Source organism: Enterococcus cecorum DSM 20682 = ATCC 43198, from assembly GCF_000407565.1.
Taxonomy (GTDB): domain Bacteria; phylum Bacillota; class Bacilli; order Lactobacillales; family Enterococcaceae; genus Enterococcus_E; species Enterococcus_E cecorum.
On record NZ_ASWI01000003.1, the window covers coordinates 656,531 to 672,355 of the forward strand.

The window sequence follows — 15,825 nt, forward strand, 5'->3', positions numbered from 1 at the left end:
ATCCTAAAGACTATGCAAATGTATGAAATTGTTTGGATTTGTTTGATTTAAAAAGAAATAGTATTGACTTTGTTTTTTTAGTACAATGAACTTGAGGTGAATGAGGATGGAAAAATGTAGTTGGGCGTTGCAGAGTCCACAAATGCAAGACTATCATGATAAACGTTGGGGTAGAGCTTGTCATGATGAGCGACTATTATTCGAATATTTAGTACTGGAAATGATGCAAGCGGGTCTTTCGTGGGCTATTGTCCTGAAAAAACAAGCAGGCTTTAGAGAGGCATTTGATGATTTTGATGTTCAAAAAATCGCTACCTATAATGAAGAAAAAATTGCTGCTCTTTGTCAAAATCCATCAATCATCCGCAATCGCATGAAAATTCAAGCAGTCGTTGCTAATGCGCGGGCTTATTTAGCATTGCAAGCAACATTTGGTAGTTTTGATGCTTATATCTGGTCATTTACGAATTCTCAAGTGATTCATCATCAATGGCATAATGAAGAAGAAATTCCTAGTCAAGATGCACTTTCCCAAAAAATTAGTAAAGATATGAAAAAAAGAGGCTTTCGTTTTGTCGGTCCAACGATTATCTATTCCTATTTACAAGCAATTGGTGTCATCAATGATCATGTGTTGCTTTGCCCATGTTATAAAGAGATAGTATCAGCCTCTCAAGTAAAATGAAATTGTGATGAAAATGCGTAACTGATTGTTTTTCAGCTATTGACGATTTTTATATAAGGGGCTACAATTATAGTTACTGTTAAAATGAAGGGAGTAAAATTTGATGGAGATTCGTGTTGATAATGAATGGCGTATGCAACCATTAAAAGGCGATACGGGTAAAGCATTTGTCGGCATGCGTGCAAAAGAAAAAGTCTTTATCAAACGAAATACCACTCCGATGCTTGCGGCGTTATCAAAAGAGGGAATTGCCCCTAAGTTAGTATGGACGAAACGCACGGGTTCAGGAGATGTTTTAACAGCACAAGAATGGTTAGATGGACGAATTTTACAAGCAGATGAAATTGGTAAACGCAATGATGTGATTGATGTGTTATATCATTTACACCATTCACCTTCTTTAAAGTCCATGCTCCAAAAAACGGGAGGGCAACTTTTCCCACCTGAATTGATGTTGCAAAATTATTGTGAGAAGTTACCAAAAGAGATTGCCCAAAATTCATTTTTACAGATGGTGATTCGTTACTTACATGAGCATATCCCGCTTTTTGATGTGCGTGATGCCTGTGTAGTCCACGGAGATGTGAATTATAAAAACTGGATTGTCTGCCAAAATTATCTTTATCTGGTAGACTGGGATTCGATTATGTTTGCTGATCCAGCAGTAGATATCGCGACCATCCTAGGCTCTTATGTACCAGTTGCTAGTTGGAGTGCTTGGTTATTAAGCTATGGTATCGAGCCTGAAAGTGACTATATGGAAAAAATCTATTGGTATGCTTTATTGAGTATTTTACAAGAAATTAAAAAGAATGTATTAAAAAGTGATTATCGCCAGACCAACCGCGAAATTATCCAACTAAAAAGACTATATCGCTCTTAATAGACGGAATTCTCAAAAACATAGATTTCCGTCTATTTCTTTAGGAAGATAAAGTTGGCTGCGAAAAAGAAAGGAAAAAAGATGCGAGTTAGAAAACGTAAAGGGGCAGAAGAATTGATTTCATCTCATCCAGAATATGTGGTGGATCAAGCCCATACTTTTAAAGGAAAGTGGCATGAGCGCTTTGGCAATGACCATCCGATTCATATTGAAATTGGGATGGGAAAAGGTCAATTTATTACGGAAATGGCTAAGGCACATCCAGAAATTAACTATATTGGTGTGGAAATTCAAGTCAGTGTGGTCTCTTTTGCCTTAGATAAAGTTTTGGCTGAAGAATTGCCCAACGTACAATTATTGCATGTTGATGGGTCAAGCTTGACAGAATATTTTGCAGATGGTGAAGTAGATCGAATTTATTTGAACTTTTCTGATCCATGGCCGAAAAAACGTCATGAAAAACGTCGCTTAACTTATAAGAGTTTCTTAGCTGTTGATGAGCAAATCTTAAAACCAGCTGGAGAAATACATTTTAAAACCGATAATCAAGGCTTATTTGAATATTCATTAGCTAGTTTTTCACAGTATGGCATGACGATTTTACAAGTCTGGCTAGATTTGCATCATAGTAATTATGAAGGCAATATCATGACGGAATACGAAGAGAAATTTTCTAGCCGCGGGCAAAGAATTTATCGAGTAGAGGCTAGATTTAATGGTAAGCAATAAATATTTCATTGAAAAAGGCAGTTAGAAGAATGGTCTAACTGTCTTTTTTTTGTACGATTTATTAGGAAAGCATCCTTTTTGACAAAGTGACAACATTATGGTATTGTAAAGTAGTCACTTAAAGAAATCAGAAAGAAGGGAAATGAATGAGTAAATTAGAAGTTAAGCATTTAACGAAAATATTTGGACGCAAAACCCACCAAGCGTTAAATATGATTACAGAAAATAAAAGTAAAAAGGAAATTTTAGCCAAGACTGGCGCAACTGTCGGGGTCTATGATGCAAACTTTCAAGTAAATGAAGGTGAGATTTTCGTTGTCATGGGATTATCTGGTAGTGGGAAGTCTACGTTGATTCGTTTGCTGAATCGTTTAATTGAACCAACAGATGGCCAGATTTTTATTGATGGTCAAGATATTGCCAAATTAGATAAAGAAGGTTTACGAGAAGTTCGACGTCACAAAATTAATATGGTGTTCCAAAGTTTTGGATTATTCCCACACCGTACGATTTTAGAAAATGTCGAGTATGGTTTGGAAATTAAAGGTGTTACTAAAGAAGAACGCGAAAAAAGAGCAAAAAAAGCGTTGGACAATGCTGGACTTTTAGATTTTGCTGATCAATATCCAGAACAATTATCAGGTGGGATGCAACAGCGTGTAGGTCTAGCCCGCGCCTTAGCTAACGATCCAGAAATTTTATTAATGGATGAAGCTTTCTCTGCGCTAGACCCATTAATCCGTCGCGAAATGCAAGATGAATTGTTGGATCTACAAGCAAGAGAAAAACGTACGATTATTTTCATCACTCATGATTTAAATGAGGCTTTACGAATTGGCGACCGAATTGCTTTGATGAAAGATGGGCAAATTATGCAAATAGGTACGGGTGAAGAAATCTTAACCAATCCAGCAAATCAATTTGTTCGCGAGTTTGTGGAAGATGTGGACCGTACTAAAGTCTTAACCGCCCAAAACATTATGGTCCCAGCAATTACGACCAATATTGAATTAGATGGTCCAAATGTTGCTTTAAATCGTATGCGTAAAGAAGAAATTAGTATGCTAGTCGCAGTCGATCGCAAACGTCAATTAAAGGGAATTATTACTGCCGACGCCGCATTAAGAGCTAGAAATGAGAAATTAAGTTTACAAGAAGTACTTGATGAACAGATGCCAACGATTGATAAAGATATGTTGGTTACCGATATTTTTAATGTTTTATATGATGCCAAGACACCTTTAGCAGTTGTCGAAAATGGTAAAGTTTTAGGAGTAGTCATTCGTGGTTCGGTCATTGAAGCATTAGCAGAAACACAGCAAGGAAAGGAAGTTGTCAATGGATAATTTAACAAATACATGGCCCGTTGCTAAAGTAATTGAGCAGCTGACGGACTGGTTGACGGTTCATTTTTCTGGGCTATTTAATTTATTACAAACTGTCGGTCAAAAAGTGATGGACACAATTACGGGAATATTAGGTTTAGTACCTATTCCAGTGTGGATTGTGTTACTGACAGTGATCGCTTATATCATTACGAACAAGAAAAAAGGTTTACCGATTTTTACCTTTTTAGGATTAGTTTTTATTGCTAACCAAGGTCTATGGGATGCACTTTTACAAACGACTACATTGGTGTTAGTAGCTAGTGTGATTTCGATTGTTATCGGGGTGCCACTAGGTATTTGGATGGCAAAAAGTGAGACGGTCAGAAAAGTATTAACCCCTATTTTAGACTTTATGCAAAGTATGCCAAGTTTTGTGTATTTAATTCCAGCCGTGGCGTTCTTTGGTATCGGGATGGTGCCAGGGGTCTTCGCTTCAGTAATTTTCGCTTTACCACCTACTGTACGTTTCACACATTTAGGGATTAAACAAATTCCAACAGAACTAGTAGAAGCTTCAGATTCATTTGGGGGCACCGCTTGGCAAAAATTATTGAAGTTAGAATTGCCTTTAGCGAAAAAGACGATTTTAGCCGGGGTCAATCAAACAACGATGCTAGCTTTATCAATGGTTGTTACAGCTTCAATGATTGGGGCACCTGGTCTTGGGCGCAATGTCTTGGCAGCCTTACAAAAAGCGGATATCGGTAGTGGATTTGTCAGTGGTTTGGCACTGGTTATTTTAGCGATTATGATTGACCGCTTTATCCAATACACAAACCGCGAAAAACAACACGCACATCAAAAAATGCCTAAAAAACAAAAAATTGCTTTAACTTCAGCCGTTTTAGCTGTTTTAGCAATCGGAGCTATTGTCCAAAATGTGGTATTAGGTACGCAAAACAAAGAAACCATTCGTTTAGCTTATGTGCAATGGGATACTGAGGTGGCTTCAACCAATGTGATTGCACAAGTGCTAGAAGATGAAGGGTATCAAGTAGAGATGACTCCTTTAGATAATGCTGTCATGTGGGAAGCCGTGGCCAATAAACGGGCCGATGCGATGGTGGCAGCTTGGTTACCAAACACACATGCGAGCCAATATAAAAAATACAAGGATCAAATGGTGGATTTAGGGGCCAATTTAAAAGGGGCAAAAGTGGGATTAGTTGTTCCTAGTTATATGACAGTCGATGCCATTAGCGATTTATCCGATGAATCTGGTAAGAAGATTACCGGAATCGAGCCAGGTTCTGGAGTTGTTGCTGGTGCTAAGAAAACAGTCAAAGCTTATGATAATTTAAGTGATTGGCAAGTAGAGACTTCTTCATCAGGTGCAATGGTCGTGGCCTTAGATAAAGCAATTAAAAATAAGGAAGATATCGTTATCACTGGTTGGTCTCCGCATTGGATGTTTGCCAAATATGATTTGAAATATTTAAAAGATGATAAGAAGATTATGGGTTCAGCTGAAGAAATTCATACAATGACAAGTAAAGACTTTGCCAAAGAACATCAAAAAGCCAATCAAATTTTAGATAATTTCCATTGGAGTACCAAAGACATGGAAAGTGTGATGTTGGACATTCAAAATGGGAAAGAGCCAAAGCAAGCAGCAAAAGATTGGATCAAAGCCAATCCGGAAAAAGTCAAAGCTTGGGTGAAATAATCAAAAGGCATTGGAGTGTTGTCTCCAATGCCTTTTTTTAACACAACAATGAACGCACATGCCTAAAAGACATGTGCGTTCATTGGAATATGGGAAAAGATAATTTACATTAACTTGAAACGGTAAACATATATGTAAAGATAAACGGCAAAATATATTTACAATCTTTACATACTTCATTATCTTATAAAATGCTCAAAATGAAAAGGGGTAAATGCAAAAAAAATCAAAAAAATCTTGCGAATAAGATGAAGTATGCTATTTTTTTATTTTTGGAATAGACCAAAACAGCCTATCTTGACATTTAATCCATTATTTTGAATGAAAAGGAGTATGTTTTAAAGGAAGTAGATAATGAAAAGGAATAATAGATTAATCATATTAACTGTAAGCAAAATACGAAATAAAACAATAATATCTACGCAAGTGCTTGTCCTAGATAAAGTTTTGAAAATAAAATAAAAAAATTATATTATTTATAACTTGTATAAAAAACAATGGATTCTATATGTGATTTCATAGATAGAGTATCTAGTATCATTGTTTTAATTTAAAATTATTATAAAAAGAAGCTTGTGTTTAGTTGTTATTCGTTTGATAAGCTTGAAATAATAGTATTTAGACAAACATGGAAACATAAAATTTAAAATAGTCTACGTATGTAAATATTTATTTATACGAATGTTTACATATTTGTGTTTGATTATTAAAATATAATTCATTAAAAAAATTGTCGAAAATTGATAATTATTCTTGTATTTTCCTAGTAAGTGGTTGTATAATGAACATGGGGAATGAAAGAATATTGGAGGGGAATGGTATGGGGTCTATTCGAGAAATACAATATTTTACGTTGGATAGTGAAAATTCACTAGTACAGGCTGAGAATCAACCATTTGAGTTTGCAAAATTATTAACATTGAATGCTGCATCTAAATCATGGACAGCCTCAAAGCGTATTCATGCAAGAGAGCGCGGAAGACTAGAGAGTGATCTTGCTACATTAGATGAAAAATATCGCGCTTATATGATGATGCAACAATCAAATCATAGAAGATAATCAAAAAGAGTCAACCATTTGTCGTGGTGTGACTCTCTTTTTTTATAGGCGGATGGATCGTTTGAAATAATTAGGCATACGATTTTGGTCGATAGAAAGAAAGGGTTCTTGTAAGCGACCACGTCTAGCCGCATGAATTCTTTTTGATACAGTAAATGGTTCATCAGCTAAAAGTAGTTTTTGAATATGGGTTAATTCTCTATAGGATTCTTTGTCATAATAAGATGTATTTCGAGTCATATTTTTTTCTCTTTTCATTATTATTTTGTTTAAAATTATACACGATAAAAATTATTTCTCAATAGTTGTATGGAAATATATAAATTATTAATTTTTTCATAATGTACTATAATTATTGCATTTAACGTGCATATGTAAATTATTTTATTTATACTAATTATAAATATATAGTTATTTAAAATAATTTTTATGAAATAGATTCTGCACGATTGAAAAGCAGATGTTGCTAAAGCTTTTTAAACAAGATACATGAAAAAATGCAGTATTAGTTGTAAAATTAAAGGTGTAATACATATTTAAAGAGGTGTACATATTATGAGTAAAATTCCAACTTACAAGTTAGCAAATGGTCAAGAAATTCCGGTACTAGGTTTTGGTACTTGGCAAACTCCTGATGGGGATGTGGCCGAACAATCTGTATTGAAAGCTTTAGAAAGTGGTTATCGTCATATTGATACGGCGATGATTTACGGCAATGAAGTTTCTGTTGGTCGTGCCATTCAAAAAAGTGGGGTCGCTCGTGAAGATTTATTTGTAACGACAAAATTATGGAACACGGATCATAGTTATGAATTAGCGAAAAAAGCCATTGATCAGTCTTTACAAAATTTAGGCTTAGATTATTTCGATCTTTATTTGATTCATTGGCCAAATCCAGTTCATTTTCGTGAAAATTGGCAAGAAGCTAATAGTGAAGCTTGGCGTGCAATGGAAGAAGCGGTTGAAGCAGGCAAGATTAAATCTATCGGTGTTTCGAACTTTAGAGCTCACCATTTAGATGCTTTGCTTGCAACAGCTAAAATTCGACCAGTTGTGAATCAAATTTACCTTAACCCATCTGACCAACAAAGAGAAGTGGTAGCCTATAACAATGCGCACAACATCTTAAGTGAAGCTTATAGTCCACTAGGCACAGGGAATTTGATTGGTTTACCAGAGCTAGAAAAGATTGCGGCGAAATATCAAAAGAGTGTGCCACAATTGTTATTACGTTGGAGTTTACAAAAAGGTTTCTTACCATTACCAAAATCTGTTACGCCATCACGGATTGAGCAAAACTTCCAAGTCTTTGATTTCATAATTGATGCCCAAGATATGGCAGCGATGGATGCATTACAAGGGGTTAAGAGTTTAGCTACTGATCCAGATACAACGAATTTCTAATATGAAAAAAATTTTAAATAAAAGTCTATGGTTTTTTGTGATTATTTTCTGTATACTTTCATTATATTTAGAAAATGAGGTTAATGGATGGAGCAAAAACATTTAAAAAAGGAAATTAATTTAGTAGGTGCCTTGTCAACAGTGATGGGTACAGTAATTGGTGCAGGGGTCTTTTTCAAAGTGGCCAGTGTCGTCAATCATACGCAAAATGCCTCGACTACTTTATTTACCTGGGCTTTGGCTGGTCTATTAACAATCTGTGGGGGCTTGACGGTTGCTGAATTAGCCACAGCGATTCCTAAAACGGGTGGAGCGGTGCGCTATATTGAAGAAGCTTATGGTAAGTTGCCTTCATTTTTACTCGGTTGGGCGCAAATGATTGTTTATTTTCCAGCAAATATTGCCGCATTAAGCATTATCTTTGCTACCCAGTGTATCAATCTATTTCATTTGTCCTCTTCTATATTACTACCCTTAGCGATTTTAGTAGGTTCGAGTGTTACGGGGATTAACTTGTTAGGCACAAAGGTAGCGGCCAATGTGCAATCAGTAACACTTATTGTAAAATTGCTACCGATTAGTTTAATTATTCTAGCAGGACTATTTACACAAGGTCAGGTGCAAATAGCTTTAGTGGATGCAAGCTTTTTTGGTCAAACCAATGCTGCCCATAATTTTGCTGCTGCGTTACTAGCTACTTTATTTGCCTATGATGGTTGGTTAAATGTAGGAAATGTCGCAGGTGAAATGAAGCATCCGCAAAAAGATTTGCCTAAAGCGATTATCTTAGGACTTAGTTTTGTAACTTTAGTTTATGTGTTGATTAACTGGGCTTTCTTGAAGAATTTACCGGTTGCGCAGATTGCTGGTAACTTAAATGCAGCGAATTTGGCGGCTATCCAAATGTTTGGTGGTTTTGGAGGAAAATTAGTGACGATTGGGATTTTGATTTCAGTATATGGGGCACTAAACGGCTATACAATGACCGGAATTCGCGTGCCTTATGCTTTAGCGAAAGAAGATGAATTGCCTTTGAGTCGCTATTTCAAACGTCTTTCTAAACATACTGCGATTCCCTATGTTGCTGCTTTGTTTCAACTAGCCATTGCCATTGTGATGATGTGTTTAGGAAATTTTGATTTATTAACGGATATGTTAGTCTTTGTGATGTGGTTTTTCAGCATTTTGATTTTTGCGGCAGTTTTTGTTTTGCGCAAGACACAACCGGACTTACCGCGACCATATAAAGTTCCGTTATATCCAGTTTTACCGCTCATTGCGATATTAGGTGGTGGGTTTATTTTAGTGATGACGATTGTTTATTCAACCCAGCTTGCTTTAACCGGAATCGGACTGACTTTACTAGGCATTCCCGTATTTTACTTAGGACGAAAAATGAAATGAAAAATCAATCAGCGTGAGGTTTTTTTGCTTCACGCTGATTTTTTGCTTCTATTGTTTCATGTTCACCGAATATTTTGGATAATACTTTTGGCATATTCTGCTAAAATTTCTGGAGCTTTTTGTTGGTGTTGGCCAATTTGTTTGACGATGGCCGATCCGATGATAATCCCGTCTGAGAGTTGACTCATTTGTTTGGCTTGTTCGCTTGTGGCAATTCCAAAGCCAATCGCCACAGAAATAGTTGGATTCGCTTTACGTACAGCAGCAATCATACTACCAAGATCCGTATTAATTTGGCTACGAACCCCAGTTACCCCTAAAGAAGAAACGCAATATAAGAAACCATTTGCTTCTTTAGCGATTTTTGCAATACGCTCATGGGAAGTAGGGGTAATCAAGGAAATAAAGGCTAAACCATATTGTTGGCAAACTTGATTGAATTCTTCTTTTTCTTCATAAGGGACATCTGGCAAAATTAGGCCATCAATGCCGACTTCTTGGGATTTTTGAATGAAGCGTTGGATACCATAGGAAAAGACCACATTGGCATAAGTCATAATGACCATTGGTACGGTTAAATCTTGGCGTAAATCTGCTACCATTTGGAAGATATCATCTGTGGTTACTTGATTTTTTAAAGCGCGTAAATTTGCTTCTTGAATAACCGGTCCTTCTGCGGTTGGATCTAAAAAAGGAATACCTAGTTCGATAATATCTGCACCATTTGCTGCTAATGTGCGGATAATGGCTTTACTAGTAGCTAAATCTGGGTCACCACAAGTAATAAAGGGAATAAAAGCTTTGTGGTGAAAAGCTTTTTGAATTCGTTGTTGTCTGGTTTGTTTAGTCATGGATGTTTTCACCTCGATATCTTGCTATTGCTGCACAGTCTTTATCGCCACGTCCAGATAAATTCACAACAATAATTTTATCTTTGTCTAGGGTAGGGGCGATTTTGATTGCATGAGCTACTGCATGAGCGGATTCAATTGCTGGGATGATTCCTTCTGTTTTACTTAATAATTCAAAGGCGTTGACAGCTTCTTCATCAGTAATAGCGACGTATTCTGCTCGTTTTTGGTCATGTAAATTGGCATGCTCTGGGCCAATTCCGGGATAATCTAGCCCAGCTGAAATAGAGTAGACAGGGGCGATTTGTCCGTATTCATCTTGGCAAAAATAAGATTTCATCCCGTGGAAAATCCCAAGCTTCCCGGTTGCAATGGTGGCTGCCGTATCAAAGGTATCAATGCCGCGTCCTGCTGCCTCACACCCGATTAAACGGACTTCAGGATGCGCGATAAAGTGGTAGAAAGCCCCAATTGCATTACTGCCGCCACCTACACAAGCCATCACAATATCAGGGAGCCGGCCTTCTTTTTCTAGCATTTGTTCTTTGATTTCTTGAGAGATAACTGCTTGAAAATCACGGACAATTACTGGGAATGGATGAGGCCCCATCACGGATCCAAGACAATAATGCGTATCTTCAATGCGGCTCGTCCATTCACGCATCGCTTCAGATACAGCATCTTTTAAAGTTGCTGTACCACTCGTAACCGGCACGACTTCTGCTCCTAATAAGCGCATTTTGTAGACATTTAAGGCTTGACGAATGGTATCTTCTTTCCCCATATATACCACACATTCCATATCTAAAAGTGCAGCGGCGGTGGCGGTGGCAACTCCGTGTTGACCGGCACCTGTTTCGGCGATGAGACGTGTTTTGCCCATTTTCTTCGCTAATAAGGCTTGTCCTAATACATTGTTAATTTTATGGGCGCCAGTATGATTTAAGTCCTCGCGTTTGAGATAGATTTTTGCGCCACCTAGTTTTTTCGTCAGTTTTTCGGCGTAGTAGAGTCTACTTGGACGATTGGCATAGTCATGGAATAATTCTTTTAATTCTTTTTGGAAAGTTGGATCATTTTTAAAGTGATTATAGGCTTCTTCAAGTTCTATGACGGCATTCATTAAGGTTTCGGGAATATATTGACCGCCATGGATACCGAAGCGTCCATTTGGATTTGTCATTGTCTTCATCCTCTCATGATATTTATAATAGTGGTCATTTTTTGATTATCTTTACGGCCATTTGTTTCGATGGCTGAGCTTAAATCAATGGCATAGGGATTAAGGGATAGCGCATCTTTAAGATTTTCACTATTGATTCCACCTGCAAGAAAGTAATTGCGTTTAACTTCTTGGATATAGCGCCAGTCAAAAGTTTTGCCACTACCAGCTACCTTGTAATCAAAAAGTAAATAATCGGCTGAGGATTGTATAGCCTTCTTTACATCGTCTGGCGTTTGAATCCCAAAGGCTTTGATTACTGGTATTTTAAGCGTTTGTTGGTAGTGACGAATGGTTGCTTCATCTTCAGCGCCATGTAATTGTATGACCTGAATGACTTGATTGTTTACAAGTTTTGCAATTAGGCTTTCGGGTGCATCGACAAAGACACCGACTCTCGTAATTTCAGGTTTAAGTGTTTGGCTGATTTTTTTGGCCTCTTCAAAAGTGACGACGCGTTTACTTTTGGGCGCAAAAACCATTCCAATGTAATCTGGAGCTAATTGATTGATGTAATCTAAGTCGCTATCTGGTTGGATACCACAAAATTTAATTTTGCTCATTCTTTTCACCTCTAAGCTCGGCCATCTTTGCTTGTCTGTCACTGGCTTTCATCAATGTCTCACCAATCAGTACGGCATCGATTTGGGCTTTTTCAAGTAAAGCAATGTCTAACCGATTTTGTATCCCACTTTCAGCCACCATCAGAATCTCTTTAGGAATAGCTTGGCGTAAGTTTAAGGTATTTTCAACGTTGACTTGGAAATTTCTAAGATTACGATTATTTACACCGATAATTTTTGCGCCGACTTCAATGGCTTTCTTGATTTCTACTTCGTCATGGGCTTCGACTAAACACGATAAGCCTAGTGAAGTGGCTAAATCCAGATATTGTTTTAAAATTTGTGTATCTAATAAGGAGACAATCAATAATATAGCTTGAGCACCTAATAGTTTTGCTTGATAAATCATATATTCATCGATAATAAAATCTTTTCTCAAGCAGGGAATCTTAACTTCTTGGGCAATTTTTTGTAAATATTGATCACTACCTAAGAAAAATTCGGGCTCAGTTAGGACAGATATCGCACGAGCACCCACGTTTTCGTATTCTTTGGCAATCTGTAAATAATGAAAATTTTCATCTATTAATCCTTTCGATGGGGAAGCTTTTTTACATTCACAAATATAACTCAATCCCTCTTTGCGTAAAGCTTGTTCAAAAGGAAAATCTTGATTGATTGGTAATTTGGCACAAGCTTGTTTTAATTCTTCTAGAGGGTGGAGCGCTTTTTGCTTTTCAATTCGTTCTTTCGTTTTAGTAGCGATTGTTTGTAAGATATCAGTCATGACGAGCCTCCTGTATTTGAGCAAAATCAATGACTTTTAATAAAGTGGCCAAGGCTTCTCCAGACTCAATCAATTCACCAGCTTTAGCGATACCTTCTGCAAAAGTTGCTGCTTTACCACCAAGATAAAGGGCGGCTCCAGCATTTAACAAGACAGCTTGGCGTTTTGGTCCTTTGATTTTTCCGGCTAAAATATCTTTGGTGATTTGCGCATTTTCTTCTGGCGTGCCCCCTCGTAAATCTTCTTTGGTGCAGTAGGTAAAACCAATGGATTGAGGGTTAAAGGTATAACGTGTGACTTGTCCCTCATTTAGTTCGCAGATGCTAGTAGGGGCGCTTAAAGATATTTCGTCTAATTTATCTTGCCCATAGACGACCATGGCTCTTTTCAGACTGAGTTCATTTAAGGTATGTGCTAAGATTTCTAGTAAGGATTCGTCATAGACACCAAGTAGTTGATAGCTTGGCTTGGCTGGGTTGGTCAAGGGTCCTAAGATATTAAAGACAGTACGAATTCCCAGTTCTTTACGAATACCCCCCACATATTTCATGGAAGGATGGTAGCTTTGCGCAAAACAGAAGCAAAAATTAGTCTTTTCTAGCATTTCAATATTTTGTTCAGGGGTTTTGGCTAAGGGGAGTCCTAATGCTTCTAAACAGTCGGCCGTGCCACTTTTAGAGGATGCTGCCCGATTGCCGTGTTTTGCTACTTTGATGCCACTAGCTGCAACAACAAAGCTAGCGGTCGTCGAAATATTAAAACTATTAGAGCCATCGCCACCTGTTCCGACAATGTCCATGACTTCAAATGGGTGATGAATTAAGGTTGCACAGTCTCGCATGGCTTTGGCACAACCAGAAATTTCTTCAATGGTTTCACTGCGGCTGCTTTTGGTGGACAAAGCTGCTAAAAAGGCTGCATTTTGAGTAGGGGAGGTTTGACCATTCATGATTTCACTCATCACTTGATAAGCCTCATCAAAAGTTAAATCTTGTTTATCGACAATTTTTTTAATCGCTTCTTGAATCATTATTTTATTTCCTCCAATACTGTATTTGGTGTATAGTTTTGCGCAAATTGAATAAAATTCGCTAATTGTTTTCGGCCGTTGGGTGTAAGAATTGATTCGGGATGAAATTGGACCCCAAAGATGGGATAATTTTGATGCGCCACAGCCATTATTTCTTGTTCATTCGTACTTGCGATAACTTTTAAGCATTCAGGAATTGATTCTTTTTGTGCAATTAAAGAATGATATCGTGCCACTTGCATCGGTGCGGCAATTCCGTCAAATAGTGGGCTCTCCTGATTGATTTGAATATAGGACGACTTGCCATGCATTAATTGTGGTGCATGGGTAATCGTGGCACCAAAAACTTGACAGATTGCCTGATGTCCTAAGCAAACTCCTAAAATCGGAATTTTGTGTCCTAGGCGAGTAATCACTTCTTGGCAAACTCCAGCATATTCCGGTCGACCAGATCCAGGTGAAAGGATGATGGCTTGCGGGTTGAGCTGTGCGATTTGTGCCACGCTATAGGTATCATTGCGAATGACTTTAATTTCTTTGGCAATTTCGCCAACCATTTGATAGAGGTTATAGGCGAAACTATCATAGTTATCAATGAGTAAGATCATTTGAATTTCCTCCTGCAAGTTCTAAAGCTTTAACAGTGGCTTTGGCTTTATTGATACATTCTTGATATTCTTTATCGGCATTTGAATCAGCCACAATTCCAGCACCACTTTGAATAAAGATTTTTTGGTTTTTTTGATAAATAATGCGAATGGCAATACATAAATCAAGATTCCCACTAAAATCGATATAACCAATTGCGCCACCGTAAATACCGCGTTTGACATCTTCTAATTCATTGATAATTTCACATGCTCGAAATTTCGGTGCACCAGATAATGTTCCAGCGGGTAAAATCGCATCTACGGTATCTAGCGCATCTTTATCATTTTGGATAATTCCGCGAATGGTTGAACCGATATGCATGACGTGTGAGAAGCGTTCGATATTTAAATATTTTTCGACTTCAACCGTGCCAAACTGACAAACTTTGCCTAAATCATTGCGTCCTAAATCCACCAATATATTGTGCTCGGCCAGTTCTTTTTCATCTTGTAAGAGCTCGTTTTCTAAGGCCAAATCTTCTTGTAAGGTCTTGCCCCGGGGTCTAGTTCCGGCTAAGGGATAGGTATATAATGTTTCATTTTCTAATTTGACTAAGGTTTCAGGGGAGGCACCAATTACTTCTAAGTCACTTGTTTGCACATAAAAGAGATAAGGCGAAGGGTTTAGCAGCCTTAATTGGCGATAAGTATCCAGTAAACTTCCTTGAAAGGGCGCGCTTAGACAATTAGAAAGCACGACTTGAAAGATGTCTCCTTCGTAAATATAGTTTTTCGCTTTTTGAATCATTTGGGTAAAACGCTCCTTGGTAAACCGAGGTTGTAAAGGGGCTAATAATTCACCCGTAAATTTACGTTTTGCATGTTGATTAGTCAAAAGTTCAGCCAAATCTTGTAATTCTTGACAGATTTTTTGATACTGTGCCGTCAAATCAGTTAGCGGCACATTAGCGATTAGATAGATTTTTTGTTGACTATGATCAAAGCAGACCACTTTGGTAAAAAGCATCAAGTTGAAATCATTTAATGCTTCAGGGTTTTTAGCATCTAATTTTAATTTTGTTTCGGCATATTTGAAATAGTCGTAGCCAAAATAGCCGACTAACCCACCGATAAAGGGCGGTAGATTGGTTAGTTTAGGTACGCGGTATTGAGCTACAAGCTTGCGTAAATATTTTTGAGGGGTAGTACTTTTAATTGCTTGACCATTTTCATAGATTTGACCGTCTAAGCCAGTGATTTCTAAAACTGGATCAAAGCCTAGAAAAGTATAGCGCCCCCATTGTTCTTTAGAGATGACGGACTCTAGTAAAAAGCAAGGTTTGTTTTGCTCTTTGAATAGTTTTAAGACTTCTAGCGGTGTTTTGATATCTGCTAGCAATTCTAGTGTCAGTGGATAATGTGTGTAGTCTTTTGTATTTGCTTGATTTTGTAAAAAAGACAAATCCGGATAAATTGGATACATAAAAAGGCCTCCTTAGATTGTCGTAGGAAATAAAAAAGTCCTCGACAGCATAATAAATGACTGTCAAGGACGAATCGACT

16 protein-coding genes and 1 other annotated feature (1 of these 17 running past the window's edge) are annotated in these 15,825 nt (G+C 37.4%); of the genes, 8 read left to right on the top strand and 8 right to left on the bottom strand.

The window, feature by feature from the left end; all coding sequences use genetic code 11:
• Positions 1–106 precede the first annotated feature (106 nt).
• The 6 genes from I567_RS04010 to I567_RS04035 all read left to right on the top strand — a co-directional run bounded on the left by I567_RS04010 (position 107) and on the right by I567_RS04035 (position 6,411).
• Positions 107–685, top strand: coding sequence for a DNA-3-methyladenine glycosylase I (locus I567_RS04010; RefSeq protein WP_016250967.1), 579 nt, complete (start codon positions 107–109; stop codon positions 683–685).
• A gap of 103 nt (positions 686–788) precedes the next feature.
• A complete protein-coding gene (locus tag I567_RS04015) occupies positions 789–1,568 on the top strand; it encodes a phosphotransferase family protein (protein WP_016250968.1) in 780 nt (259 codons plus the stop codon).
• An 81-nt stretch (positions 1,569–1,649) separates the two neighbouring features.
• Entirely contained in the window at positions 1,650–2,297 is a 648-nt protein-coding gene (trmB, locus tag I567_RS04020; protein ID WP_016250969.1) for a tRNA (guanosine(46)-N7)-methyltransferase TrmB, read from the top strand.
• Positions 2,298–2,443: 146 nt separating this feature from the next.
• Positions 2,444–3,643 carry a quaternary amine ABC transporter ATP-binding protein gene (locus I567_RS04025; protein ID WP_016250970.1) on the top strand — a complete coding sequence of 400 codons (1,200 nt, stop codon included), beginning with the start codon at positions 2,444–2,446 and terminating at the stop codon, positions 3,641–3,643.
• Complete coding sequence (locus I567_RS04030) at positions 3,636–5,351, top strand: ABC transporter permease/substrate binding protein (protein WP_016250971.1); 1,716 nt, start codon at positions 3,636–3,638, stop codon at positions 5,349–5,351. The genes I567_RS04025 and I567_RS04030 overlap by 8 nt, the downstream gene beginning before the upstream one ends.
• Positions 5,352–6,171: 820 nt before the next feature.
• The gene (locus I567_RS04035) at positions 6,172–6,411 is read left to right on the top strand and encodes a hypothetical protein (protein WP_016250972.1); all 240 of its coding nucleotides are present in this window, start codon (positions 6,172–6,174) and stop codon (positions 6,409–6,411) included.
• A gap of 42 nt (positions 6,412–6,453) precedes the next feature.
• Here I567_RS04035 and I567_RS04040 read toward each other — a convergent pair whose 3' ends face one another.
• Positions 6,454–6,651, bottom strand: coding sequence for a hypothetical protein (locus tag I567_RS04040; protein ID WP_016250973.1), 198 nt, complete (start codon positions 6,649–6,651; stop codon positions 6,454–6,456).
• Positions 6,652–6,966: 315 nt separating this feature from the next.
• Between I567_RS04040 and I567_RS04045 the strand changes: the two genes are divergently transcribed.
• Both I567_RS04045 and I567_RS04050 read left to right on the top strand, forming a co-directional pair.
• The gene (locus I567_RS04045) at positions 6,967–7,815 is read left to right on the top strand and encodes an aldo/keto reductase (protein WP_016250974.1); all 849 of its coding nucleotides are present in this window, start codon (positions 6,967–6,969) and stop codon (positions 7,813–7,815) included.
• An 87-nt stretch (positions 7,816–7,902) separates the two neighbouring features.
• Positions 7,903–9,219, top strand: coding sequence for an APC family permease (locus I567_RS04050; RefSeq protein ID WP_016250975.1), 1,317 nt, complete (start codon positions 7,903–7,905; stop codon positions 9,217–9,219).
• 62 nt (positions 9,220–9,281) lie between these two features.
• Here I567_RS04050 and trpA read toward each other — a convergent pair whose 3' ends face one another.
• From trpA to trpE, 7 genes are read right to left on the bottom strand one after another with little or no spacing between them, the layout of a single operon-like run.
• Positions 9,282–10,070, bottom strand: a complete 789-nt coding sequence (gene trpA, locus I567_RS04055) for a tryptophan synthase subunit alpha (protein WP_016250976.1) — start codon at positions 10,068–10,070, stop codon at positions 9,282–9,284.
• Positions 10,063–11,253: a tryptophan synthase subunit beta gene (gene trpB, locus I567_RS04060; protein ID WP_016250977.1), complete on the bottom strand. Its 1,191-nt coding sequence runs from the start codon at positions 11,251–11,253 to the stop codon at positions 10,063–10,065. The genes trpA and trpB overlap by 8 nt, the downstream gene beginning before the upstream one ends.
• A 5-nt stretch (positions 11,254–11,258) precedes the next feature.
• Positions 11,259–11,855, bottom strand: coding sequence for a phosphoribosylanthranilate isomerase (locus I567_RS04065; RefSeq protein WP_016250978.1), 597 nt, complete (start codon positions 11,853–11,855; stop codon positions 11,259–11,261).
• Complete coding sequence (gene trpC, locus I567_RS04070) at positions 11,842–12,642, bottom strand: indole-3-glycerol phosphate synthase TrpC (RefSeq protein ID WP_016250979.1); 801 nt, start codon at positions 12,640–12,642, stop codon at positions 11,842–11,844. Before trpC ends, I567_RS04065 begins: the two co-directional genes overlap by 14 nt.
• Positions 12,635–13,672 (bottom strand): anthranilate phosphoribosyltransferase, encoded by a 1,038-nt coding sequence (trpD, locus tag I567_RS04075; RefSeq protein ID WP_016250980.1) that lies wholly within the window; start codon positions 13,670–13,672, stop codon positions 12,635–12,637. The genes trpC and trpD overlap by 8 nt, the downstream gene beginning before the upstream one ends.
• Positions 13,672–14,280 carry an anthranilate synthase component II gene (locus I567_RS04080; protein ID WP_016250981.1) on the bottom strand — a complete coding sequence of 203 codons (609 nt, stop codon included), beginning with the start codon at positions 14,278–14,280 and terminating at the stop codon, positions 13,672–13,674. The genes trpD and I567_RS04080 overlap by 1 nt, the downstream gene beginning before the upstream one ends.
• Entirely contained in the window at positions 14,264–15,745 is a 1,482-nt protein-coding gene (trpE, locus tag I567_RS04085) for an anthranilate synthase component I (RefSeq protein ID WP_016250982.1), read from the bottom strand. Before trpE ends, I567_RS04080 begins: the two co-directional genes overlap by 17 nt.
• A 62-nt stretch (positions 15,746–15,807) precedes the next feature.
• Positions 15,808–15,825: a binding site (T-box leader), on the bottom strand (it continues 227 nt past the right edge of the window).

What these genes read in the sequence shown, in the direction of transcription:
- I567_RS04010 (WP_016250967.1), top strand. Translation starts at nt 107, where the DNA reads ATGGAAAAATGTAGTTGGGCGTTGCAGAGTCCACAAATGCAAGACTAT.
- I567_RS04015 (WP_016250968.1), top strand. Translation starts at nt 789, where the DNA reads ATGGAGATTCGTGTTGATAATGAATGGCGTATGCAACCATTAAAAGGC.
- trmB (WP_016250969.1), top strand. Translation starts at nt 1,650, where the DNA reads ATGCGAGTTAGAAAACGTAAAGGGGCAGAAGAATTGATTTCATCTCAT.
- I567_RS04025 (WP_016250970.1), top strand. Translation starts at nt 2,444, where the DNA reads ATGAGTAAATTAGAAGTTAAGCATTTAACGAAAATATTTGGACGCAAA.
- I567_RS04030 (WP_016250971.1), top strand. Translation starts at nt 3,636, where the DNA reads ATGGATAATTTAACAAATACATGGCCCGTTGCTAAAGTAATTGAGCAG.
- I567_RS04035 (WP_016250972.1), top strand. Translation starts at nt 6,172, where the DNA reads ATGGGGTCTATTCGAGAAATACAATATTTTACGTTGGATAGTGAAAAT.
- I567_RS04040 (WP_016250973.1), bottom strand. Translation starts at nt 6,651, where the DNA reads ATGACTCGAAATACATCTTATTATGACAAAGAATCCTATAGAGAATTA.
- I567_RS04045 (WP_016250974.1), top strand. Translation starts at nt 6,967, where the DNA reads ATGAGTAAAATTCCAACTTACAAGTTAGCAAATGGTCAAGAAATTCCG.
- I567_RS04050 (WP_016250975.1), top strand. Translation starts at nt 7,903, where the DNA reads ATGGAGCAAAAACATTTAAAAAAGGAAATTAATTTAGTAGGTGCCTTG.
- trpA (WP_016250976.1), bottom strand. Translation starts at nt 10,070, where the DNA reads ATGACTAAACAAACCAGACAACAACGAATTCAAAAAGCTTTTCACCAC.
- trpB (WP_016250977.1), bottom strand. Translation starts at nt 11,253, where the DNA reads ATGACAAATCCAAATGGACGCTTCGGTATCCATGGCGGTCAATATATT.
- I567_RS04065 (WP_016250978.1), bottom strand. Translation starts at nt 11,855, where the DNA reads ATGAGCAAAATTAAATTTTGTGGTATCCAACCAGATAGCGACTTAGAT.
- trpC (WP_016250979.1), bottom strand. Translation starts at nt 12,642, where the DNA reads ATGACTGATATCTTACAAACAATCGCTACTAAAACGAAAGAACGAATT.
- trpD (WP_016250980.1), bottom strand. Translation starts at nt 13,672, where the DNA reads ATGATTCAAGAAGCGATTAAAAAAATTGTCGATAAACAAGATTTAACT.
- I567_RS04080 (WP_016250981.1), bottom strand. Translation starts at nt 14,280, where the DNA reads ATGATCTTACTCATTGATAACTATGATAGTTTCGCCTATAACCTCTAT.
- trpE (WP_016250982.1), bottom strand. Translation starts at nt 15,745, where the DNA reads ATGTATCCAATTTATCCGGATTTGTCTTTTTTACAAAATCAAGCAAAT.